This is a genomic window from Nonomuraea sp. NPDC049158 (assembly GCF_040648335.1).
Taxonomy (GTDB): Bacteria; Actinomycetota; Actinomycetes; order Streptosporangiales; family Streptosporangiaceae; genus Nonomuraea.
Window position 1 is genome coordinate 15687 of sequence record NZ_JBEZDM010000023.1, and the last position, 22895, is coordinate 38581.

General features: G+C 69.2%; 21 protein-coding genes and 1 pseudogene. 16 read left to right on the forward strand and 6 right to left on the reverse strand.

Annotation, left to right across the window (positions count from 1 at the left end):
• Positions 1–129: 129 nt before the first annotated feature.
• Together AB0B61_RS37465 and AB0B61_RS37470 are read right to left on the reverse strand one after the other, a co-directional pair.
• Complete coding sequence (locus tag AB0B61_RS37465) at positions 130–1122, reverse strand: CU044_5270 family protein (RefSeq protein WP_358442431.1); 993 nt, start codon at positions 1120–1122, stop codon at positions 130–132.
• Entirely contained in the window at positions 1115–1741 is a 627-nt protein-coding gene (locus AB0B61_RS37470) for an RNA polymerase sigma factor (RefSeq protein WP_358442434.1), read from the reverse strand. The genes AB0B61_RS37465 and AB0B61_RS37470 overlap by 8 nt, the downstream gene beginning before the upstream one ends.
• 198 nt (positions 1742–1939) lie before the next feature.
• Between AB0B61_RS37470 and AB0B61_RS37475 the strand changes: the two genes are divergently transcribed.
• The 14 genes from AB0B61_RS37475 (at position 1940) to AB0B61_RS37540 (ending at position 16353) form a co-directional block, all read left to right on the forward strand.
• Positions 1940–3220, forward strand: coding sequence for an aspartate aminotransferase family protein (locus AB0B61_RS37475; protein ID WP_358442437.1), 1281 nt, complete (start codon positions 1940–1942; stop codon positions 3218–3220).
• On the forward strand, positions 3217–4722 hold the full coding sequence (locus tag AB0B61_RS37480) for a CoA-acylating methylmalonate-semialdehyde dehydrogenase (RefSeq protein WP_358442440.1): 1506 nt from the start codon (positions 3217–3219) through the stop codon (positions 4720–4722). Before AB0B61_RS37475 ends, AB0B61_RS37480 begins: the two co-directional genes overlap by 4 nt.
• 84 nt (positions 4723–4806) lie before the next feature.
• On the forward strand, positions 4807–5919 hold the full coding sequence (locus AB0B61_RS37485; RefSeq protein WP_358442443.1) for an extracellular solute-binding protein: 1113 nt from the start codon (positions 4807–4809) through the stop codon (positions 5917–5919).
• Positions 5920–6090: 171 nt separating this feature from the next.
• Positions 6091–7317, forward strand: a complete 1227-nt coding sequence (locus AB0B61_RS37490) for a saccharopine dehydrogenase C-terminal domain-containing protein (RefSeq protein WP_358442446.1) — start codon at positions 6091–6093, stop codon at positions 7315–7317.
• Positions 7318–7415: 98 nt separating this feature from the next.
• A complete protein-coding gene (gene tvaA / locus AB0B61_RS37495) occupies positions 7416–7643 on the forward strand; it encodes a thioviridamide family RiPP peptide (RefSeq protein WP_358442449.1) in 228 nt (75 codons plus the stop codon).
• On the forward strand, positions 7644–8741 hold the full coding sequence (locus AB0B61_RS37500) for a phosphotransferase (RefSeq protein WP_358442452.1): 1098 nt from the start codon (positions 7644–7646) through the stop codon (positions 8739–8741).
• Positions 8738–9754, forward strand: coding sequence for a T3SS effector HopA1 family protein (locus AB0B61_RS37505; RefSeq protein WP_358442455.1), 1017 nt, complete (start codon positions 8738–8740; stop codon positions 9752–9754). Before AB0B61_RS37500 ends, AB0B61_RS37505 begins: the two co-directional genes overlap by 4 nt.
• Positions 9751–10659, forward strand: coding sequence for a phosphotransferase (locus tag AB0B61_RS37510; RefSeq protein WP_358442458.1), 909 nt, complete (start codon positions 9751–9753; stop codon positions 10657–10659). Before AB0B61_RS37505 ends, AB0B61_RS37510 begins: the two co-directional genes overlap by 4 nt.
• The gene (locus AB0B61_RS37515) at positions 10656–11342 is read left to right on the forward strand and encodes a phosphopantothenate--cysteine ligase family flavoprotein (RefSeq protein ID WP_358442460.1); all 687 of its coding nucleotides are present in this window, start codon (positions 10656–10658) and stop codon (positions 11340–11342) included. Before AB0B61_RS37510 ends, AB0B61_RS37515 begins: the two co-directional genes overlap by 4 nt.
• Entirely contained in the window at positions 11339–12559 is a 1221-nt protein-coding gene (locus AB0B61_RS37520) for a 50S ribosomal protein L11 methyltransferase (protein ID WP_358442463.1), read from the forward strand. The genes AB0B61_RS37515 and AB0B61_RS37520 overlap by 4 nt, the downstream gene beginning before the upstream one ends.
• On the forward strand, positions 12556–13905 hold the full coding sequence (locus tag AB0B61_RS37525; RefSeq protein WP_358442465.1) for a YcaO-like family protein: 1350 nt from the start codon (positions 12556–12558) through the stop codon (positions 13903–13905). The genes AB0B61_RS37520 and AB0B61_RS37525 overlap by 4 nt, the downstream gene beginning before the upstream one ends.
• Before the next feature lie 26 nt (positions 13906–13931).
• Positions 13932–14579: a TfuA-like protein gene (locus tag AB0B61_RS37530; RefSeq protein WP_358442468.1), complete on the forward strand. Its 648-nt coding sequence runs from the start codon at positions 13932–13934 to the stop codon at positions 14577–14579.
• Positions 14576–15439 (forward strand): phytanoyl-CoA dioxygenase family protein, encoded by an 864-nt coding sequence (locus AB0B61_RS37535; RefSeq protein WP_358442470.1) that lies wholly within the window; start codon positions 14576–14578, stop codon positions 15437–15439. The genes AB0B61_RS37530 and AB0B61_RS37535 overlap by 4 nt, the downstream gene beginning before the upstream one ends.
• Complete coding sequence (locus AB0B61_RS37540; RefSeq protein WP_358442473.1) at positions 15436–16353, forward strand: C1 family peptidase; 918 nt, start codon at positions 15436–15438, stop codon at positions 16351–16353. The genes AB0B61_RS37535 and AB0B61_RS37540 overlap by 4 nt, the downstream gene beginning before the upstream one ends.
• On the opposite strand, the gene AB0B61_RS37545 is transcribed toward AB0B61_RS37540, so the two are convergent.
• The gene (locus tag AB0B61_RS37545) at positions 16316–17200 is read right to left on the reverse strand and encodes an AfsR/SARP family transcriptional regulator (protein WP_358442475.1); all 885 of its coding nucleotides are present in this window, start codon (positions 17198–17200) and stop codon (positions 16316–16318) included. The genes AB0B61_RS37540 and AB0B61_RS37545 overlap by 38 nt on opposite strands.
• Positions 17201–17692: 492 nt before the next feature.
• Between AB0B61_RS37545 and AB0B61_RS37550 the strand changes: the two are divergent.
• A pseudogene (locus AB0B61_RS37550) lies at positions 17693–17839 on the forward strand (IS21 family transposase); the annotation flags it as partial.
• 881 nt (positions 17840–18720) lie between these two features.
• Here the strand turns inward: AB0B61_RS37550 and AB0B61_RS37555 are convergent.
• Both AB0B61_RS37555 and gabT read right to left on the reverse strand, forming a co-directional pair.
• The gene (locus AB0B61_RS37555) at positions 18721–18897 is read right to left on the reverse strand and encodes a hypothetical protein (RefSeq protein ID WP_358442478.1); all 177 of its coding nucleotides are present in this window, start codon (positions 18895–18897) and stop codon (positions 18721–18723) included.
• A gap of 231 nt (positions 18898–19128) precedes the next feature.
• Complete coding sequence (gabT, locus tag AB0B61_RS37560) at positions 19129–20457, reverse strand: 4-aminobutyrate--2-oxoglutarate transaminase (RefSeq protein WP_358442481.1); 1329 nt, start codon at positions 20455–20457, stop codon at positions 19129–19131.
• A gap of 89 nt (positions 20458–20546) precedes the next feature.
• Between gabT and AB0B61_RS37565 the strand changes: the two genes are divergently transcribed.
• Positions 20547–22151 carry a PucR family transcriptional regulator gene (locus AB0B61_RS37565; protein ID WP_358442484.1) on the forward strand — a complete coding sequence of 535 codons (1605 nt, stop codon included), beginning with the start codon at positions 20547–20549 and terminating at the stop codon, positions 22149–22151.
• Here AB0B61_RS37565 and AB0B61_RS37570 read toward each other — a convergent pair.
• Positions 22102–22734 carry a TetR/AcrR family transcriptional regulator gene (locus AB0B61_RS37570; RefSeq protein WP_357654602.1) on the reverse strand — a complete coding sequence of 211 codons (633 nt, stop codon included), beginning with the start codon at positions 22732–22734 and terminating at the stop codon, positions 22102–22104. The two genes, AB0B61_RS37565 and AB0B61_RS37570, sit on opposite strands and share 50 nt — an antisense overlap.
• Positions 22735–22895: the final 161 nt, after the last annotated feature.

Sequence of the window (22895 nt, forward strand, 5' to 3'; positions counted from 1 at the left end):
TCTTCGGTGATGACTCGATGGTGGGGGAGCGGGGGGTGGCCGGTCGTCCGCCCCCGGTGGGCAATCGTGGTGCCCCCGCGGGCGTAGCGATCAAGGCGGTCGTACGCCCGCGGGCGGACGGGAGATCCCCTAGGGGATCTGCCCGGGCTTGTCGACGATGCCGGACCTCAGCTCGGCGGACGCCCAGAAACTGCCCGCCTCGAAGGCCGGCTCCGGTGCCTTGCCCGGCAGGGTGATCCACTCGTCGCGGTTCCAGATCGTGCGACGGCCGAGCAGGTGGTAGGTCGCCGGGTCGAGGACGAGGTACTCCGTGGTGACCTGCTGCCCCTTCGGCTCGTAGTAGACGCCGATGCCCAGCCGGTCCTCCGCGTCGGGGACGTCCACGACGATCTTGACGCCGGGGATCCTCGCCATGGCCCGGAAGATCGCGGCCTCCAGCTTCGGCGGCATGACGGCCTGCTGCTCCAGGTAGACCGACAGGACCCGATACGCCCGGTCGTCGGCCGGCTCGCCGGCGCCTGGGTCCTCTTTCGGCAGGTCGCTCCAATGCCTGTCGCGCGAGACCTTCGCGAGCAGCTTGTCGGGCTCGGTCGGCAGGGCCGTCAGCCTGTCGTGGTACTTCTGCGGCGAAAGGTCGTCGTCGTCCGGGTCCGGCGGGACATCGGAGACCTTCAGCTCGCCGTCCAAGAAGTCGGCGCGCTGCTTTCCGTCGTATCTGAACCAGCTCTCTTGGGTGGTCACGCGGCCGTCGCCGGGCTGCACGACCTTGGACTTGGTGTAAACCCACTGGTCGGGGCGCGGAGTCGAGGAGGTCTTGTCCTCGACCGCCGTGGCCGCCTGCTCCAGCAGCAGGAGGCTGCCCGGGCGCATGCTGGGCGCCGGAGGCGTGGGACGGCTCTCGTGGGCGGGCCCGGCGAATGTCAGCGCGACCGCCAGTCCGGCCGCCAGGGTCCCGGCGAGCAGCGCGCGCCTGGCGAGGGGCCGCCACAGCCGGCGCCGCTCAGGAGGCGAGACCGTCGCGGTCGTGGCCGAGGTGAGGCGGTCGCGCAGGGCCGTGAGCCGGGCCGCGTCGGGCTCCGGCGCGTCCGCGCGCAGCCCCTGGAGCAGGTTCAGGTCATCCACGGTCGGCCTCCTCGTCGGTGATCGCAGTGGGGTCGACGCCGCCCAGCGCGGCGCGGGTGCGTTTCCTGGCCCGGTGGAGCCGGGAGCGGACGGTTCCGAGGGGGATGTCGAGCGCCGTGGCGACCTCCTCGTAGCTGAGCTGCGCCCAGGCGATCAGCAGGAGCACCTCCCTGTCGTCGGCGGAGAGCGCGGCCAGTGCCTCGGCCAGCTCCCGGTGTACGGCCGAGGCCGACACGCGGGCCTCCACCCGGTCCGTGTAGCCCTCCGCCACCTCGTCGATCCCGGTTCTGGCCAGCGCCAGGTAGGACCTGACCTCCCGGCGGCGATGGTGGCCGATGAGGTTGGCGGCCATGCCGTACAGCCAGGGGCGGGCGTCGGCGCGCCCGGGGTCGTAGTGTTCGCGCCGCCTGAACGCGGCCAGGAACGTCTCCGCGACGATGTCGTCGGCCAGCGAGTCCCCCAGACGGCGGGTGACGTAGCGATGTAAGGCAGGCGCGTGCCGGTCGAACAGCGCGGCGAAAGCGCCCGGGTCGCTGCGGGAGCGCCGGATCACCTCGGCGTCGTCCATGCCGCTCAACGCTCCGCCGGCGCCCTCGGCCGACTCTGTTTCCACAACCACCCGGTACTCCTGTCGCCGATACTGTCAGCCCCTTTCACCCGATGCCGGGATTTGAGTTCTCGGGAGTTGTAAGTCCTTATGTCCTGACATATGGTCGAAGTTCGTGCAGAAGTATACGTGACATCATGTAAGGGGATTTGGTGTCGTGTGGACATGTTGGAGGTGGGTGTGGCGATGCCGAGCCGGGATACTCGAAGCATGTCGGAGCTTCTCGCCCGCCACCGGGCAGTGATCCCCAACTGGGTGGCACTCAACTACAACGAGCCGATCGAGATCGTCAGTGGCAAGGGCAATCGCGTCGTCGACGCCGATGGCAAGAGCTACCTCGACTTCTTCGCCGGCATCCTCACCAACATGATCGGGTACGACGTGCCCGAGGTGCGCGAGGCCGTCGAGCGTCAGCTCGCCACGGGAGTCGTCCACACCAGTACGGTCTACCTGCTGCGCGGCCAGGTCGAACTGGCGGAGAAGATCGCCAGGCTCTCCGGCATCCCCGATGCCAAGGTCTTCTTCACCAATTCCGGCACCGAGGCGAACGAGACCGCGCTGCTGCTGGCCACCTACGCGCGCAAGAGCGACCAAGTGCTCGCCATGCGGCAGAGCTACCACGGCCGCAGCTTCGGCGCGATCAGCGTCACCTCCAACCGGACGTGGAAGAACAACTCGCTCTCCCCGCTGAACGTGCACTTCCTGCACGGCGCCGACCGGCACCTGACCCAGTTCAAGGGGTTGTCGGACGCCGACTACATCGCGGCCTGCGTCGACGACCTGCGCCACGTGCTGGCCACGGCCGTCTCCAACGACGTGGCCGCGCTGATCGCCGAGCCCATCCAGGGCGTGGGCGGGTTCACGATGGCCCCCGACGGGCTGTTCGCCGCCTACAAGGAGGTTCTGGACGAGCAGGGCATCCTGTTCATCTCCGACGAGGTGCAGACGGGCTGGGGGCGTACCGGCAGCGCGTTCTTCGGCATCCAGAACCACGGCGTGACGCCCGACATGATGACCTTCGCCAAGGGCCTGGGCAACGGGTTCGCGGTCGGCGGCGTCGTGGCTCGCGGTGACCTGATGGACAGCCTGCCCGCCGTGGGCCTGGCCACCTTCGGCGGCAACCCGATCTCCATGGCCGCCGCCAACGCCACGCTCGACTATGTGCTCGACCACGATCTCCAGGCCAACGCCGCCAGGACCGGCAAGATCATCACCGATGGCCTGCGCGCGGCGGCCGAGCGGCTGCCGATCATGAAGGCCGTGCGCGGCAAGGGCCTGATGTTCGCCGTCGAGCTGGAGAATCCCGCGCAGGCCGCGCGGTTCATGGAGGAGACCAAGAAGGCGGGCCTGCTCGCGGGCAAGGGCGGCCTGTACGGCACCGCCATCCGCATGGCCCCGCCGCTCACCCTCACGGTCGACGAGGCCATGGAGGGCTTGAGCATCATCGTGCACGCACTGGAAGTCATCAACGCAGAGGCAGCGACGCAGTGAAGTTCGTCAAGCACTGGATCAACGGAGCTCTGGCCGACGGCGACAGCCGTACCCAGGAGATCTTCGACCCGTCGACCGGCGAGGTCAGCGGGCACGTCGCGCTGGCCTCGGCCGCCGACGTCGACGCGGCCGTGGCCGCCGGCGTGGCGGCCTTCCCCGCCTGGCGGGACGCCTCGCTGACCAAGCGGGCGCAGGTGCTGTTCCGCTTCCGCGAGCTGATGTACGCCCACCGCGACGAACTGGCCGCGCTCATCTCGGCCGAGCACGGGAAGGTGCACTCCGACGCGCTCGGCGAGGTCGCCCGCGGCCTGGAGGTCGTGGAGTTCGCCTGCGGGATCCCGCACCTGCTCAAGGGCGGCTTCTCCGAGGGCGTCTCGACCCGGGTCGACTCCTACTCGCTGCGCCAGCCGCTCGGGGTGGTGGCCGGCATCACGCCGTTCAACTTCCCGGCCATGGTGCCGATGTGGATGTACCCGATCGCGATCGCCTGCGGCAACGCGTTCGTGCTCAAGCCGTCGGAGAAGGACCCGTCCGCGTCGCTGCTCATGGCGCGGCTCTGGCAGGAGGCCGGGCTGCCCGACGGCGTCTTCAACGTCGTCCAGGGGGACAAGGTCGCCGTCGACCGGCTGCTGGAGCACCCCGACGTGCGCGGCGTCTCCTTCGTCGGCTCGACGCCCATCGCCAAGTACGTCTACGAGAGCGGCACCAGCCACGGCAAGCGGGTGCAGGCGCTCGGCGGCGCCAAGAACCACATGCTCGTCCTGCCCGACGCCGACCTCGACCTGGTCGCCGACTCGGCCGTGTCGGCGGGCTTCGGCTCGGCCGGCGAGCGGTGCATGGCGATCTCCGTCGTGCTGGCCGTCGACCCGGTGGGCGACGAGCTCGTCCAGAAGATCGTCGAGCGGGTCGACAAGCTGGTGATCGGCCCGGGCTCCGACCCCAGGTCCGAGATGGGGCCGCTGGTCACCGAGGCGCACCGCGACAAGGTCGCCTCCTACCTCGACCTGGGCGTCGAGGAGGGCGCCAAGCTGGTCGTGGACGGCCGGGACACGCGTGTCGAAGGCGGCGGCAAGGCGTCGGAGACGCCCGGCTTCTGGCTCGGCCCGACCGTGCTCGACCACGTGCCGGCCGGCTCGCGAGTGCACACCGAGGAGATCTTCGGCCCGGTTCTGACGATCGTCCGCGTCGGCTCGTACGAGGAGGGCCTGCAGCTCATCAACGGCGGCGCGTACGGCAACGGCACCGCGATCTTCACCAACGACGGCGGCGCGGCCCGGCGCTTCCAGAACGAGGTCGAGGTCGGCATGATCGGCATCAACGTGCCGATCCCGGTGCCGATGGCGTTCTACAGCTTCGGCGGCTGGAAGGCGTCGCTGTTCGGTGACACGCACGTGCACGGCACCGAGGGCGTGCACTTCTACACCCGCGGCAAGGTCGTCACCTCGCGCTGGCTCGACCCGTCGCACGGCGGCGTGAACCTGGGCTTCCCCACCAACGGGTGATCGATCTCCACCGGGGAGGGACGCGCCAGGCGTCCCTCCCCGTCGTGTGCCCGATAAACTCCAGCACACGGACGAGGGAGGAACGTGGATCGCCGCATACCTGCCATGGCGCTGGCCATGACGGCTCTGATCGCCAGCATGGGGGCGGCGGCCCCGTCGCCGAAGAAGACCCCGACCCCCACGCCGTCGGCCAGTCCGACGCAGGGCGACGGCACGCTGCAGATCCTCACCTACCGCGGCTACGCCGAATACGGCGGCACCAGCCCCAGGGTCAACTGGGTGGGCGACTTCGAGAAGACGACCGGCTGCCGCATCGCCCGCCTCGACACCGTGCAGACCGCCGACGACATGAAGAGGGCCGTCGACCAGCGCTCATACGACGTGATCTCGGCGGGCCCGGTGCTGGCCGCCTCGATGATCGAGGCCAAGCAGGTACAGCCCATCGATCCGGCCAAGGTCACCGGTTACGACGACCTGACCAAGCGCTTTCGCGACATGACCAAGGTGTCGGGCAAGGTCTACGGCGTGCCGTACCTGTGGGGGTACCACGAGTTCCTCTACGACTCGACCAGGGTCAAGGGCGGCGGCCTCAAGCAGGTCTTCCAGTCGGACCGGGTCTCGCTCAAGGAGGGCCCGCTGACCATCGCCGACGCGGCGCTCACCGACAGCAGTGTGGACGACCCCTTCGAGCTGACCAAGAGCCAGCTGGACCGGGCGATGGCGCTGCTGGGCGAGCACAAGGGCCGCACCTACTGGAAGAACCCGCTCGACCTGGTCAAAGGCTTCGCCACGGGCTCGCTCGACTACGCCCAGGCCACGCCGTACTATCGCCTGCTCCTGCAGAAGGCCGGCAAGCCGATCAAGGCGGTCAGCGAGCGCAAGACGACCGGCTGGCTCGACTCCTGGATGCTCGGCGCCAACATCCCCAACCCCGACTGCGCCTACCGCTGGCTGAGCTGGATGGCGGCGGCGTCGGCGCAGCGTGACGCGGCCGCCTGGGTCGGGCTGGCGCCGGCCAACCCCAAGGCGTGCAAAGGGCGGGCCAAGCAGATGTGCGACGCGTACGGGGCCGACAAGCCGAAGTGGCTCGACCGGGTCGCCTTCGCCGCCCGGCCGCCGGGGGGTTGCCGGGGATCTGAGGGGGAATGCACTGATTACGCCACATGGACCGAACAGTGGGGCACACTGGTGAATTGAGCGGGGGCTGCTTTACCCACACATGACTTTTGCCGCAGGCTCGCCCCGTCCCCCCGCTGGGCCGTGCCTGCAGAGACGCCCCGGGCCTCCCCCCGCTCCGGGGCGTCTCGCTTTTCCGGACGGCTGGCCAGAAATTCGACTGAATGACCAGTCAGTGAGTATGTTCTGGTCATGAGAATCCTTCTGGTCGGCGCCGGCGGCGTCGGCTCCGCTGTCGTGCCCATCGCCGCGCGCCGAGATTTCTTCGAACACATCGTGGTCGCCGACTCCCAACAGAGCCGGGCGGCGCGAGCCGTCGCCGGCGTGGACGATCCGCGCTTCAGCGCGATCAGCCTCGACGCCGCCGACCGGGTGGCGGTGGCGGCCGCGCTCCGGGAACATCGGTGCGACGTGCTGTTCAACGCTGTCGATCCGCGGTTCACGATGCCGCTGTTCGAGGCGGCGCTGGCGGCCGGGGCGGACTACCTGGACATGGCGATGTCGCTGTCCAGGCCGCACTCCAGCCGGCCGTACGAGATGCCGGGGGTGAAGCTGGGCGACGAGCAGTTCGCGCGCGACGACGAGTGGCGGGCGCGGGACCGGCTCGCGCTCGTCGGGATGGGCGTGGAGCCGGGGCTGGCCGACGTGTTCGCCCGCTACGCCGCCGACCACCTGTTCGACGGCATCGACGAGATCGGCGTCAGGGACGGCTCGAACCTGGTCGTGGACGGCTACGACTTCGCGCCGACGTTCTCCATCTGGACGACGATCGAGGAGTGCCTCAACCCGCCCGTCGTCTGGGAGGACGGGCGCTGGCACACGACCGAGCCGTTCAGCGAGCCCGAGGTGTTCGACTTCCCCGAGGGCATCGGTCCGGTGGAGTGCGTGAACGTGGAGCACGAGGAGGTGCTGCTCGTGCCCCGCTGGATCTCGGCCAGGCGGGTGACGTTCAAGTACGGGCTGGGCGAGGAGTTCATCGGCGTGCTCAAGACCCTCCACAAGCTCGGGCTGGACAGCGCCGACAAGATCAGGGTGGGCGGTGCCGACGTGGCGCCGCGTGACCTGGTGGCGGCGAGCCTGCCCGACCCGGCCACCCTCGGCGACCGGATGCACGGCAAGACGTGCGCGGGCACCTGGGTGAAGGGCACCGGCAAGGACGGCGGGCCCCGCGAGGTCTACCTCTATCACGTGGTCGACAACGCCTGGTCGATGCGCGAGTACGGCTCGCAGGCCGTCGTCTGGCAGACCGCGGTCCACCCCGTGGTCGCGCTGGAACTGCTGGCTCGCGGCGCCTGGAAGGGCGCGGGCGTGCTGGGGCCGGAGGCGTTCGACGCGGTGCCGTTCCTCGACCTGCTGACCGAGTACGGCTCGCCCTGGCGGATCCGCGAGGCGGCAAGGGCCGGAGCTCGCGAGGGGTGATCCCACGCACCCCATGCGTTCGGCATGCGGCCCGTGGCGAGACTGGAGCCGTTCACTGTTCCTCCTACATCCAGCGGATGCCGAACCATGGAGATGCCATGACAGCGATCATGCCCGAGCACAATCTCGACGAGATCGTCGAGCAGATTCGCGCCGAAGAGGCGGACGCGGACTTCGACACGTCCGAAACCGCGTTCAGCGAGCTGGCCGGGGTCTCCCCGGAGGACCTGCAGCAGTTCCTGGAAGAGAAGGTCGGTCTGTCACCCGACGAGGGCATCCAGGGCAGCTTCACCAGCATTGTCGTCACCGTCGGGGTGCACTGCTAGATGGTCCCGAATCCAGGGGCTGACGAGCTCCTGCGCGCCCGGACGCTGGGTTTCCACACCCCGCGTCCGGGCCGGCGGATCGCACCCCGCCGGACGCAGCAGTTCGATCACCGCAGCGCGGAGCTCGCCCCGGTATTCACGGCGCTGCGCATAGATCCGGATTCCGTGGTTCGGGTCAGTCCGCGCGTCTCACGGCGGCTCGTGCTGATGGTCGAACTCGCCGACGGGAGCGCCCGGCTCTTGAAGTGGCCGGACACCGACACCGAGCACGACAACGACTACGAGTACGTGATGCTGAGCCTGTTCGACCGGCTCGATCTTCCAGCGCGGACCCGGGCCGCGCTGCCGCGCCTGCTCGCCGCGGACCGCCAGACCGGGACCATCGCATTGGACGTGATGCAGGACTGCGTACGCCTCAGCGACGTGATCCGGGACACGCGCGTCGTGGACACCGCGTACCTGGTCCATCTCGCCGCGGCGATGGCAGGACTGCACCGCGCGTCGATCGAAGAAGCGTACGCCGAGTATCCCGACTGGCTACTGCGGCCGCCGGTGCCGAAGTCGACGATCCCCACGCCGCACGAATACGCCCACGGCTGCGGCATCGACTTCGACGTATACCTGCGGACGATGCAGGAGCTCAAGCACGACTTCCTGGAGATTCACGCGGAGTGGAGGCCGGACAGCCTGATCCACTGCGACCTGCGTGATGACAACGTCCTCCTGGCCCGGGACCCGCAGGCGCCCACACCCGTCCGCGTCATCGACTGGGAGGCCGCCGGGTTCGGCGACCCGTATTTCGACCTCGGCACCCTGGTGGGCCAGTTCCTCGCTGCCGCCCTGCGCCGCCACGGTGATCCGGACGGACCTCGCGCGGCGCGGCACAACATCCGCACTTTCCTCATCGCCTACCGCCGGTTGGCCGAGCTCGAGCACTCCCACGAGGAGCAGATCTTCCGCTACGCGGGCGTCCTCCTGCTGGTCCAGGCGGCGAGCCGACTGCAACTCCTGGGCGCTCTCGGCCGGATCGGCCACCTCTGCCTGCTGTACGGAAAGCAGCTGATCCAGAATCCCACCCCGGAGGCGATCCTGCGATGACGGGCGAGACGGACAACCCCTATCTCCGCTTCTTCCGTGAGATCGCGGAAGAGGTGGTGATCGAGGACGCCTTCACCTTCACTCATGCACGATTCGGGACCCTCGAGCCGCCGCGCGACATGGCGGCCAGCGCCGACCACCCGGTCGTCACCTATCTTGCGAAGCTCATCTATCTGTCCTATTACGCGGGGGACGACGCGGCCGCACAGATCCTCATGGACGGCGGCAAGGCCGTAGCCACCATCCCTGACTACGAGGACTACACGTTCAGCGAGCAGCTTCACGGGCACAACACCGGACGCGGCCATCTCACCCCTGGCTGGCGGATCACCGGGCACGACGGGCAGCGCTTCCTGGTGCACGGGGAGGGCATCACGCTCAGCGCCGCCCCGCGGGAGCTGGTCGCGGCCGAACCGGACGGCGAGGTGAAGGTAGGCGCACTGGTGTCGGTGCGTTTCCCGCCGAGCATGCGGTACGCCCTGCTCGGCTGGTACATGGCCATCGGCGACCAGGGTGTAGCCGAACGCGAGGACGGCCTGGTCCGCGTCTATTTCAGCCTGGACGGACACCTCGGGGCCCCGGTCCTGATGAAGGCGGTCACCTCGACGCTCAACGCGCTGGAGGTCCCCTTCCAGTTCAAGATGGCCAACCACCCGGCCGCCTACCACCGGCGCGACGCTGGAGTGCTCTTCCTGAGCGCGGAGGCATGGTCGGACCATCGGACGGCCCTGCTGGAGATGTGCGCGAAGGTACGCGCCGTCCTGCGTGACGACTACCCGCGGCTGGCGCTGCCGCTCGCGTTCGGGGTTTCCTTCGCCGTTGAGCCCCAGGTGCCCGGACGCCTCCTGAGCTTCGGCGAACACCGGTGCCTGCTCGTCGCCGAAGCGCTGGTCCAGGCGCACGAGCAGGGGGTGAGCGACGCCGCCGGCCGCTTGGCCGTCATCCGCGACCGCTACGCGCGGGAGGGACTGAGCATGGAGGCGCCGTACGACGAGCCGGTACTGGTGCCGTGAGCAGGACAACCGACGCCGTCGGCCGGCCGGGCGAACCTGCGGGGAGTGCCACCGGCGTCACGCCCCCGGCCGTCAAAGGTCTCGTACGAAGCATGGACGGGCCGTTTCTGCTCCGGGCTTGCGTGCGCACCCCGGCCGGTTACCGCTGGGCGGAACGGGACAAGCGGCGGAACGCGGGATACCTGGACGCGCGGCAGCTCGAAGCGCTGCGCACCGTGTTGCCCCAGGACGCCGCCGTGCTCGCCGCCGTCCCCACGCTCTCCACCCCCAGCCTGGCCATATGGCCCACGCTGCCCACCCCCGCGCTGCTCTGCGACCGGGCGTACGTCACCGAGCGCGGTAACGTGGAACACGTCTGCCGGGCACTGGGCGGTTTCCTCTCCCGGCTGCACGCCGCGCCGCCGGCCGACCTGCCCCGCCGGGACGGCCCAGCCTGGCTGCCTGAAGGATCGGGGGCGGCCCGGGCGGTCGAGGCCGCACGGCGTCGGCTGAAGGGCGGAGAGCTCGCGCGCGGCGCGGCGGCCGTCGACCCGTTCACTGGTGACCCGGTAGTCGTGCACGGCCGGTTCTCGACGGGCGTGTGCGCCGACACCGACCGGCCGGTGGTGCTTGGCTGGCGGGAAGCGGGGCTCGGCGACTCACAGCGTGACCTGGCCTTCTTCCTGGCTGAGCTGGTCGAAGCGGCTGCGCTCATCGAGCTGGCGGATGACCCGGCGGCAATGGCGTTCCTCGACGGCTATGGCGCGGTGGCCGATGCCGGCCGACTGGTGGGCCTCGTCGCCGACCGTCTGCTGGAGCACTGCGCCCAGAGCACGTTGTGGCGGCCCGCGGGGGGCGACCCGGACGTGGCGCTTCCGCGTCTGGAGGCGCAGTGGCGGCGGTTCGCGGCGGCGGTGACGGCGTGACACGGCCTCGGATCGGGCCCGCTGTCGGCGCCGGCGCCCACGTCGATCTGAGTGAGGTGCGGCTGCTGGTCTGCGTCTCCGGCTCGGTCGCGGCGCTCGCGGTGCCGCACATCCTGCTCTGGCTGACAGGTCGGCTCGGGCTGAAACAGATCAGGGTGTTGCTGACGCCGATGGCGCTGCGGCTGGTCACCAAGGACTCGTTCCGACGCGTTGTCGGCTGCGAGGTGATGTGCGACTGGGACGACCTTCCCCTTGAGGACCGCTCCCACGTGTCCGTCGCCCGGTGGGCGCAGGTGGGTCTGGTGATGCCGGCCACCGCGGACCTGGTCGGCAAGCTCGCCCATGGCATCGCGGACGACCTCGTCAGCTCCACGCTCATGGCCGTGTCATGCCCGACCGTCGTCGTGCCCTCCACCAGCGAGACGACCTGGAACAAGCCCGTCATGCGGCGCAACGTCGCGCAGCTCAGAGCCGACGGTTTCGACGTGGTGGAGCCGCGGACGGGTCACTCGCTCGCCACCGGTGCGGACGAGCAGGGTTCGATGGGCGACTACCGGCCCCCGCTGATCGCCGCTCTGGCCCGCGCCGCGGGACACCTCGAGCCTGTCCCGTCCGCGGAAGACGCATCCACATCCGCCCCCGTCGCGGATGCCGCAAGCAGTGAGATCAGGAGGAAGCTTTGACCCTGACACCCGACGTGACGCTCCGTCGCGTCCCCGAACTGCTGGTCGAGGTGGAGAGCTCCCATCGGGTCCGGGTGCACCACGACCGGCGGATCTGGGAGCTCGGCCCCCACGCGCTGTCTCTCCTGGACGTGTTCTACGAGCCCGTGACCGTCGCCGAGGCCCTCCAGCGTCTTCGCCCGCGGCTCAAGGGCAGGCGAGCCGTCGACGAGCTGCTCACGACGCTCACCACCATGACCGGAGCCGGGCTGCTCACCCCCGACCCGGCTGAGGGCCACTCGGAGCTGATGTTCCCCATCGGCGGGTACGGACAGGCGTATCCGGATATCACGATGCTCGAGGACCCGGTGCGCAAGCCGCTGTTCCTCAAGGCCATCGACGAGGTGGTCGGCCCGGACGACGTGGTCCTGGACCTCGGCACCGGCTGCGGCGTCCTGGCCGTCGCGGCGGCCCGCGCCGGTGCCCGGCACGTGTACGCCGTCGAGCCCGCACGCACCGGCGACATCGCCGCCCGCGTGGTGGAGCGCAACGGCTTCGCCGACCGGGTCACGCTCATACGCGGCTGGTCCAGCGCCACCGAACTGCCCGAGAAGGCGACCGTCCTCACCACCGACATCATCGGTAACGACGGCCTGGACATGGTCATCTGGGAGAACCTGCAGGACGCCCGGCGGCGCCTGCTCACCGACGACGCGCGCCTGATCCCCGGCTCGCTGCGCGGCAAGGTCTACCTCGCCCACATGCCGGACGACTTCCGCTCCCGGCACCGGATCCTGCCCTCGCACATCGCGCGCTGGCAGAGCCGGTACGGGATCGACTTCTCACCGATGCTGGAGGGCAACCTCTCCCGCTCCGCGGGCTTCTACGAACGGCCCGAGCACGTGCGTACCTGGGAGCGGCTCTCGGAGCCGGTACCCCTGTTCACGGTCGACCTGCACCAGGACGTACGGCACTTCGAGAACCGGGTGACCGTGCCCGTCACCCGACCGGGCCTGCTCAACACCGCCCTCGTCTACTTCGAGGCACAGCTCGGTCCTACCACCGTGCTCTCCACCGCTCCCTGGGACGGCGGTGAGAAGAGCCACTGGTACTGCGCCGGCTGGGCCTTCCCCGAGGAGCTCAAGATCGCACCCGGAGACATGATCACGCTGAGCTACCGATACGAGGGCGACGGCCGGGCTCGTGTCGAACTCGTTCAGGAACGGGGGGAATCATGAAGTTGCGCACTCAGGTGCCCAAAGTCAACGGCCGTGGTGCGCACCGAGAGGTCAAGGCTGAGGAGACCTGGTCGCGCGTGGAGCCGCATCTCTTGCGTGCGGGCATCACCCGGGTCGCCGACATCACGTGGCTGGACCGTATCGGCATCCCTGTCTACAACGCGATCTCCCCGCGCTCCAACGACATCATCTCTGTCTACAACGGCAAGGGCATGACCCCGCTGCAGGCCAAGACCTCGGCCGTGATGGAGGCCATGGAGCGCTTCTCCGCGTGGCTGCCACGCATGCCCGCCGCCATCGCCTCCTACGCGGAGTTGCGCGCCGAGGGGCGGAGCGTGATGCACCCCACCGAGTACTTGTTGGAGCTGGCCCCGCACTATTCCGACAACCGGCCCATCTCCTGGGCGCAGGGCCACGACCTGCTCTCGGACGAACCGGTGCTGGTTCCCCAGGACGCGGCCGGCTACGTGGCCAATTACCACGAGGCGCCCTGCTACCGCATCACCACCACCAATGGGCTCGCCTCCGGCAACAGCCTCGAGGAAGCGGTGTGCCACGCGCTGTGCGAGGTGATCGAGCGCGACGCCATTACCATCTCCGAACTGCTGAGCACGAAGCTCGGCCAGGCGCTGCAGCGGGATGACCGCGCGGGGCACGCTGCCGCGATCACCGGCTGGCTCAAGGAGCAGCACCCGCACCTGGACGTCGACACGCTGCCGCCGCGAGCCCAGGACCTGGTCGCCCGTGTCCACGACGCGCGGCTGGAGATGCGGGTGGTCCAGCTGACCAATGACATCGGCGTGCCGACTTTTGTGGCGGCGACCACCGAGGAGATGACGGCCACCTCATCACACAACCACGCCGGCTTCGGCACCCACCCGGACGCCGAGGTCGCGATCGCGCGGGCGATCAGCGAGTGTGCTCAGGGACGTGCGGTGGACATCCAGGCGATGCGCGAGGACATCTCCTTGCCGGGCACGCAGGTGCCCAAGCACATGCTGCACGTGCACCGGTCCGCGACCGTGGACAAGGGCGGCTGGCTCTGGAAGCCGGTGAACAAGGTCCTCGACGCCCGAAAGATCACCTCCTATCAGCACGGCGACGTCATGGACGACGTGCGCTTCATGCTCGACCGCCTTCGGGCGATCGGGATGACCCGGGCCATCGTGGTCGACCTGTCCCCACCGCAGCTCCCGGTCTCCGTGGTCCGGCTGCTGGTGCCCGGGCTGGAGTCCTGGGGCGTCGATCACAGCAGGCTCGGCCACCGGGCCGCCGCCGCGTGGAACCGTGCCGTCCGCACGGCCGCCGAGCTCGACCGCCGTCTGTCCCTCGCCGAGGCGGGCTGACCACCGTGAACGCAGAAAGGAACGCCATGCGCGCAGCGGTCTTTCTCGGACCGAGCCTGTCCCCGGCCCTGGCGCTGAGGGAACTGGAGGCGGAGTACCTGCCGCCGATCCAGCGCGGCGACATCGACGCGCTGCTACGTCGGTCTGAGCCGCCCGAGGTGATCGGTATCGTGGACGGCCGGTTCCTGTCGTCGCTGTCGATCTCGCCGAAGGAGGTCCTCGCCGCCGTCGACCAGGGCGTACGCGTCTATGGGTCCTCCAGCATGGGCGCCCTGCGCGCCGCGGAGTGCGCTCCCTGGGGAATGATCGGCATCGGGAGGATCTACGAGGCGTACGCGTCCGGGGCCGTCGACGCCGACGACGAAGTGGCGATCATCTACGACGAGGAGACCGGGGCTGCCGCGTCCGATCCCATGATCAACCTTCGGTTCGCCGTCGACGCGGCGGTGGAACGCGGGCTGGTCACGGCCGAGACCGGAGCGACCTTCGTCGACGCGGCAAAGAAGTTGTACTTCCCCGAGCGCACCGCGCGCAACACTTTGCGGGTCGTCGAACCCGAGCTGCCCACCGACGAACATGAGGCACTCGCCAGGTTCTTCGCCTTCGAGGCGCCCGACACCAAGGCCGAGGACGCCCTGCTGCTGCTCGCCGCGATCAGGGAGTATCTGGGATGAGGAACCACACCGCGACGCGAGAGGAGCGACGCACCCGCTTCCATGCCGACGGGTTCCTCTTCCCGGTCGAACTGCTGGATCGGGAGCAGGCGCAAGAGTACGCCACCGCGCTCAGGACCTACCGCGAGATCGCCCGGCGGGCCGGTGGGCTGCTGAGGGCACGCTGGAACTACCCCAAGATCCACCTGCTGACGCGATGGGCCGATGCGCTGGTCCACCACGAGGCGGCGTTGGACCTCGCCGAAAGCCTGATCGGCCCCGACCTCCTGGTGTGGTCCACCAACATCTTCGAGCGGTCCGAGCACAGCCCGGACCGCCTCGCCTGGCACCAGGACGCCCCCTATTACGGATGGGAGGGCTTCGAGGGGCGCGCGATACGGATCTGGATCGCTCTCACCCCCACGAGCAGAGCGAACGGAACGATGCTGTACTGCCGCGGTTCGCACGCCGGCGGGCTGGTGCCGCATGGCTTCACCGGCACCTCCATGAGCGATCTCCTGCAAGGCGAGCGTGCCGAATACGAGATCGCGCAAGAGGACATTCTCAGCGTGGACCTCGAACCCGGGCAGTGTGCCGTGCACACCCCCGCCACCATCCACAGCTCAGGACCCAGCAAGGGCGAAGCGGAGCGGCTCTGCTTCGCCGTCGACTACATCACCCCCGCCGTGCGGCCCACCCATGGAGCCGACAGCGCACTGCTGGTGCGCGGCGAGGACCGTCACGGGTACTACGCCTCCGAGCAGCGCCCTATCTCGGACTTCACCCCCGAAGCGCTGCGTGCCTTTCGCGCCGCGGTGACGATGCGGGAGGCCCGGCTGGTCGCGGTCATGCGCGAGGCGCACGCCAGGCGGGCCGGGTGACCGGCTGGCAGATCGCGGTCAAGGACGGCTTCCTCACCACGGGAAGCGTCCTCGCGCCTCCGTGGTCGGCGGGCGGCCCGACGGGAACGGGGCTCCCGCCGGCGACGGATTCCATCGAGCGATGGTTTCCCGCCGTCATCGACCAAGGGGAACAGCCGCTGTGCACCTCAGCGGTGATCACCGCTATGGCCTCCTATTACGCGAGGCGGGCCGAGGGGCGGGAGCTGGAGCCCTCTCTGCTCTTCAACTACCGCCTCTCCCGCAGGCTCGGCGGGGATCCCGACCGCAACGGCTCGCACATCCTCTTCAGCCTTGCCGCATGGACGCGCTACGGCCTGGCCGACGAGGCGAGCTGGCCGCTGGATCTGAACCGCGTCAACGACGACCCACCCGAGGAGGCGTACCCGGCGAGCGCGCCGCGGCTGCAGTTCCGGCGGCTCCCGGGCGACGCGATGCAGCCGGATAGACTCCTCACGCCCCTGAAGACGCCGCTCGCGGTGGGCGTTCCGGTCGTCTTCGAGGTCACGCTGCACCTCTCGACGGCCAGGTCGTTCGCCGACGGGATCTTTCCGGTTCCGCATCTCGGGGAAGCGCTCCTCGGTACACATGTGGTGCTGCTCGTCGGCTACGACGACAACCAGCCATGCGGTCCCGGGCTCACTGGTGCGTTCCGGGTGCGCAACAGTTGGGGGACGAGGTGGGGTGATGCCGGCTACGGGTGGCTGCCGTTCGCGTTCCTCCGTCAAGGGCCGGTCCGCGACAGCTGGCTGGCGATCGAGCCTGGCTGGGTGGCCCCGCGGGGCCGCGGCCCGGCCGATGATCGCGTTCCGGCACCGAGCCGGATCGACTCCCCGGTCGCCGGCGGGTCACGGTCCGTCATCGCACAGCGAGGCGGTCCGACTCCGGCCAGATGACGCCGCGTGCCCTGGCGTCGTCGCGGTCGAGGAGGGCGCGATGCAGCCGGTTCAGCTCGTCCCCCGGCTCCACCCCTAGCTCCTTGTCCAGGATGTCCCGAATCTCATGGTAGGTGCGCAGGGCCTTCCCGACATCCCCGGAGCAGTGGTAGGCGTAGATCAACTGCGCCCAGGCGCCCTCACGGTAGGGGTGGTCGGCCAGCAGCGTCCTCAGCTCGGGAATGACGAGCCGGTGCTCCCCACGCTGAAGCCGGACCGCGATCAGATCCTCCTGCGTGATCAACCGCAGGTCGTTGAACGCGTCAAGCTGGGCGAGCAGCCGGCTGGACCCGGCGATGTCACCACCGCCGGCCGGCCCATGCCAAAGCTCTAAGGCCAGCTTCAGCAGTTGGATGGCCGACTCGTAGTCGTCGTTGCGCCTCAGGGTCTGCGCACGGGCGATCAGCCGAAGGAATACGTCGGCGTCCAGTTCCATCTTCTCGACACGCAGGAGGTACGCGCCGCCCCCGCCGCTCCCTCTCAGCGACTCCAGCCGTACCTTCGAGGGGTCCACGGCGTTGAGACAACGACGCAGACCGGAAGCGTACGTGCGCAGGTTGGAACGGTATCCGGCCGGCGGATCGTCCCAGAGCAGGCCGGCCAGCGTGGTGTGGGCCACGAACCTGTTGGGCCGCAGCAGCAGGGCGGCCAGCAAGCCTCGTACCCGATGTTCAGAAAGCTGCTTGTCGGCCGCCTTCCGCGCGGCGTCCTGCTGTGCCAGCAAACCGACAGGACCCAGTATCGTGAAGATCACGGTGTGACACGCGTAGGCGTCGCCGACTGCCGCGGAAACCCATTGCTCGGCCACGCTGATATTACCGTGCCATGATCAGCTGTCTGGGCATCGCCGATCGATAACGTCTTCGCCGTTACAAGCGTCATCGATGCCGGGAGACGCCTCTCCCTTGTTCTTGGCATGCTGATTTCTCCAGTTCGATGCCCACCGGATCCTCGAAGTGACCCCATTGAGCGTGCGAGTTCACCGTCTCGCAGCGACTGGTCGCGTATCCGTTGATGCGAATATCGTCTACCATCGCGGCCACCAACAGGAAACGGAAGCCGACTTCCTCATTCGGACCTCCGGACTCGGTGTCGAAAGACCCCGCTGGGGTTGCTGGCCGCACGGGACGATAGACGAACTTTTCGTATCGTGACGGATCCTCGGTGCGACCCGGACTCTTATCGACATGAGCCTATCGTCGTTGTACGGGGCGAACTATCCGAATAATGCTCATGCGCATGCGCTCGCTGGACATCTCGCCCGGTTTCCTGCCAAGAACAGTCTTTGGCCGGCGGCACCCTGGTGATGACGCTCGGACTCTCCCGGTTCATGTCCGCCGTGATGATTCCGAGCCGCCAAGGCGGCGACATCTACTCGGGCATGTGGTCGTTGATCCGCGGGATCGGCCGCGTGCCCAAGACCCTCGTCTGGCATCAAGATGCGTCCTGCGCCCCACATGTGGGGTGCGGGACGCAGCCGTTCACCTGGGCGGTACCAGCTAGCAAAGCCACTTTCGCGCGGATTCTCTGTCGCCGACCGGTGTCCTGGCCAGCGTGTAGTAGTTTCCGGAGCCGGTCCTGCTGCAGTAGGCGTATGCGGTGACCGGGCTGACGGATCGAGTGCAGCAGCCTGCTCTTACGTCGGGCCCAGGCACGTCGATCCAGATCTCCACCGTGACGGCTTGGTTGCCGCATCCGCCGATTCCGGAGATCACATCTCCGTTCTGGCCCGGAGGATAGGAGTACGGCTCGTACCCGTTGCAGTCAGCTGCAGCCGAGGCGGTCGATGTATCCGGTGCTGCCGACGCCGCCGAGGCCCATGGTATGAGGAGCCCTAGTGCCACTGCGAGAATCATAATAGTTCGCCGGAACCGCATCCTTTTCTCCCATCTATGGTCTCCTCGTACGATTCTGGTGAGCTGCCGGATCGGCGGCTATCCCGTATCCGCCGATGTTCAGAGGTTCAATGGATCGACGGAATCACCGCAGGCTGCTTACCCAATGCCGTTTAGCTGGCCGCACACAGCGGCCGGCAATATCCGCTGATCCTCTGCGCTTTTTGGATAGCGGGGGCATCACCGGCGACGCTTTAGGGTGCAGCTCCTTCTGAGAGAGTGGCTGAGCTGGGGGTTCGTGATTCGGGCCTGGGTTGTGTGAGGGATCACGTCCTACCGTCCGAGGCAGGGCGGTGGTGGCGGTGGGCTCGTTGCTGGAGGAGCTGGCGTGGTGCCCCGAGCGGCCCGCTCATGACCGGGATCGGGCGTGGTGGTGCGGATCGGCTCGACGCCGAACGCGTCGGCGTGCTGGTCGATGTGCGAGAGGGCGTCTCTAGCGCGATGGGAAGGCGACCACCGTGGCCATCGGCGCCGGGGTGAGTGCTTCGGCGCAGTCGGCGCAGGCCAGCACGGGAGAGTCGTCGGGGAAGCGCCCGACGCGGACGCGCGGCCTGGGCCATCTCTTGTGGCAGACCACGCAGGCTTCGCCCTCGAGCTGTGCCCGGCTCAAACCATCAGGGTCGAACGTCAACATTCTCTGTGCCGTTCCTGTCGGACCCCAGTTCATCATGCTCCCAGCAGCGGTAGGCCACTCGTATACCGGATCCGTTATAAGCCCGGGCGTGCTCCTGATCGTCTAGGGCAGCGTCAAGCCCGGGTGAATTCTCTACCCGGCTCGCACGCCTTACACCTACAAAAACGGGCATCCAGCCACAAGCTGGATGCCCGTTTCGCGCGTTTCCTACAGTTCAGCGAAAGCTTTCTCCAGGATGCCGAGACCCTCCTCAAGGAGGTGCTCGGGCATGACCAGTGGCGGCAGGAAGCGCAGCACGTTGCCGTACGTGCCCGCGGTGAGCACCAGCAGGCCCTCCGCGTGGCAGCGCCGGACGACCTCGGCGAGTGCGGCCGGGTTCGGCTCCTTCGTGCCCGGCTGGACCAGCTCGACGGCGATCATCGCGCCACGGCCGCGCACGTCGCCGATCACGTCGAAGCGCTCACGCAGCGCGTGCAGCCGGGGGAGCATGATCTCGCCGATGCGGCGGGCCTTGGCGACCAGGTCCTCCTCGGCGATGGTCTCCAGCACGCCCAGCGCGGCCGCGCAGGCGACCGGGTTGCCGCCGTACGTGCCACCGAGACCGCCGGAGTGCACCTTGTCCATGATCTCCGCGCGGCCGGTGACGGCGGCGAGCGGGAGGCCGCCCGCGATGCCCTTGGCGGTGGTGATGAGGTCGGGCACGATGCCCTCGTCCTCGCAGGCGAACATCTGCCCGGTACGGGCGAAGCCGGTCTGCACCTCGTCGGCGACGAACACGATGCCGTTGTCCCGGCAGAACTCGGCGATCCTCGGCAGGAAGCCCTTGGCCGGCTCGATGAACCCGCCTTCGCCGGCGATCGGCTCGATCACCACGGCGGCGACGTTCTCCGCGCCGATCTGCTTGACGATCATGTCGATGGCCTGCGCGGCGGCCTCCTCCGCGCAGTTCTCCGGACCCGTCGGCCAGCGGAACGGGTAGGCCAGCGGCACCCGGTACACCTCTGGCGCGAACGGGCCGAAGCCCTGCTTGTAGGGCATGTTCTTGGCCGTCAGCGTCATGGTCAGCAGCGTGCGGCCGTGGTAGCCGTGGTCGAACACGACGACCGCCGGGCGGCCCGTGGCGTGCCTGGCGATCTTGACGGCGTTCTCGACGGCCTCGGCTCCGGTGTTCAGCAGGACCGTGCGCTTGTCGTGGTCGCCGGGGGTCAGCTCGTTGAGCTTCTCGCAGACCTCCACGTACGACTCGTACGGGGTGACCATGAAACAGGTGTGGGTGAAGTCGGCGACCTGCTCCTGGACCCGCTCGACCACCTTGGGCGCGGCATTGCCGACGCTGGTCACGGCGATGCCGGAGCCGAAGTCGATCAGCGAGTTGCCGTCGGCGTCCTGGACGACGCCGCCGCCGGCGCGCGTCACGAAGACCGGCAGCGCGGTGCCGATGCCCGGGGGCACGGCGGCCTGCTTGCGGGCCAGCAACTCCTGCGATTTCGGGCCTGGGATCGCGGTGACGAGACGACGCTCCTGCGGAATGCTCATAGGCCCGACGGTACGCCGGGCGCTCACCTGGCCCGATGCGTCGATATGTCACACTGGGGTGCCCGTCTTTGCCGGAATGGACAACTCGTATGGCGCCTTCGCTGCGGACCGTGGTGCGACGGACCGGGCTGCGGCCGCTGGTCGGCACCTTGGACTCGGTCGTGCGCTGGGTGGCCGTCAGCGAGCTGGAGGATCCCACACCCTACCTGGAGGGCGACGAGCTCCTCCTGACCACGGGTATGCGCCTGGAAGGCGACTTTTCGCCATATGTCGCCCGCCTCGTGGCACGGGGCGTGGCCGGGCTCGCCCTCGGCGTCGGGCTCTCGCACCAAGAGGTGCCGCCCGCCCTCCTGGAGGCGGCCACCGCGGCCGGGCTGCCGCTGCTGGAGGTGCCACGCGAGACGCCGTTCATCGCGATCGGCAAGGCGGTCAGCGACCTGCTCGCCGCCGAGCAGTACGACGAGATCACCCGCGCCTTCGCCGCCCAGGGCCGCCTCACGCGGGCCGCCCTGCGGACCGAGGGCCCGTACGCGGTCATCGACCGGCTGGCCAAGGAGGTCGGCGGCTGGGCCGCGCTGCTGGACGAGCACGGCGAGGTACGCCACGCCACCCGCGCCGCCAAGGCCGAGGCGGCGGCCCGCGAACTGGCCCGGCTGCGCGGCGAGCACGGTGTCTGGCGGGGCGGTGGCGCGAACGGGCGGCCACCCGCGAGCCTGGCGCTCTCCGGGCCGGACGAGCACGTCGTCCTGCAGCCGCTGGGCGGTGGGCCGAGGCCGCGCGGGTTCTTCGTGGTCGGGGCGTCCCGGGCGTTCTCGCCCGTCACGCAGACGGTCATCAACGCGGCCGGATCGCTGCTCACCCTGGCCGTCGAACAGGGCGGCGCGCAGCGGGAGGCCGAGCGGCGGGTGCGCGCGGCCGTACTGGGGCTCCTGCTGGACGGGGGGAAGGGGCAGGGGCGCGCGGAGCGGGCAGGTATGGAGCCGGCATTTGTGGAGCGGGCGCGCGCGGTGCTGGCGCCGCTCGGTGGGCGGCTGCCGGAGGAGCCGGTGGTGGTGCTGGCGGTGGCGGGCGACGCGCTCGACGCGGTGGAGCCGCACGCCTTCACCGCCTGCCTGCCCGAAGCGGCCCCGCTCACCGCTCGCCTGCCCGAAGCGGCCCCGCTCGCTGGCCGCGGCCCTTACGCCGCTCCGCCCGGATCGCCGGTCGTGGTGCTCGTGGCCGCGGCGGAGGCCGAGAAAGTGGCCGCGCTCGCCGAGGGGACCGTCGGGATGAGCGGGCCCAGCGCGTACGCTGAGCTGCCCGGCGCGCTCGACCAGGCCAGGCGGGCCTTCGAGAGCGGCCGTGACGGCCTCGTCAGGTTCGCCGACCTCGCCGGCCAGGGGCTGCTGACCCTGCTCGACCCCGCCGCCGCCCAGGCGTTCGCGTCGGCGCTGCTCGCGCCCCTCAGCAGGTACGGTTCGCGGGCCGACCTGATCGAGTCGCTGCGCGCCTACATCGGCAGCAACGGCCACTGGGACGCGGCGGCCCAGCGGCTCGGCATCCACCGCCACACGCTCCGCTACCGCATGAAGCGGGTCACCGAACTGCTGGGCCGGGACCTGGACGATCCCGGCGTGCGTGCCGAGCTCTGGATCGCGCTGGCGGCTATTTCTTCGGCTTGTCCACCAGATAGCAGCAGATCGTCGCCGTCGTGACCGCCTCGTAGGTGCGGCCGTCACGCAGGTGACCGGCCCGCTCCAGGCTGATCGCGCCCTGGGCGGCGGCCCACAGCGCGTCGGCGATCTTACGTGGCTGGGTCGGGACGAGGTATCCGGCGGAGATGCAGTCGGCGATCACCCGGTCGAGGATGTTGAGCGCCGCGCGGGCCAATGTCCTGGCCCGCTCGCTGGGTTCGAAACCGGGGATCGCCCGCTCGAACATCAAGCTGTAGTAACCGGGCTCGGCCAGACACGCCTGACGGTAGGCGGGGCCGAGCGCGGTGAGGTTCTCGAGGGCGTCCCGCCGCTGCGGGACCGCGTCCAGAAAGCGCCGGAAGCGCTCGAATCCCTCCAGGTAGAGGGCCTCCGCCAGCCCTTCCCTGTTGCCGAACATCGTGTAGATGACGGTCGTCGTGCAACCGGCCTCCGTGGCGATCCTGCGCATGGTCAAGCTCTCGGGGCCGTCGCTGAGCAGCAGATTGACCGCGACGTCGAGAAGCCGGGAACGCAGTTCGTCATGGGTGGCCCGCTCACCGAGCAAGTAGGCGCCTTGGAGCCCGAGAGGCGCCGAGGAGGTCATGGGGCCACGCCTTTCTGCGTCGGGGGCCCGCCGCGCTGAGGACCCGCACACGGTGACTTAGCCAGCCGGGAGAAAGTTCAAACCGCCCTGCATGGTAAACATCCCGAATTAGGTCTACTTCTGTTACATCCTGGGTAGGCAAGGGAGGTTGTACGTAACGG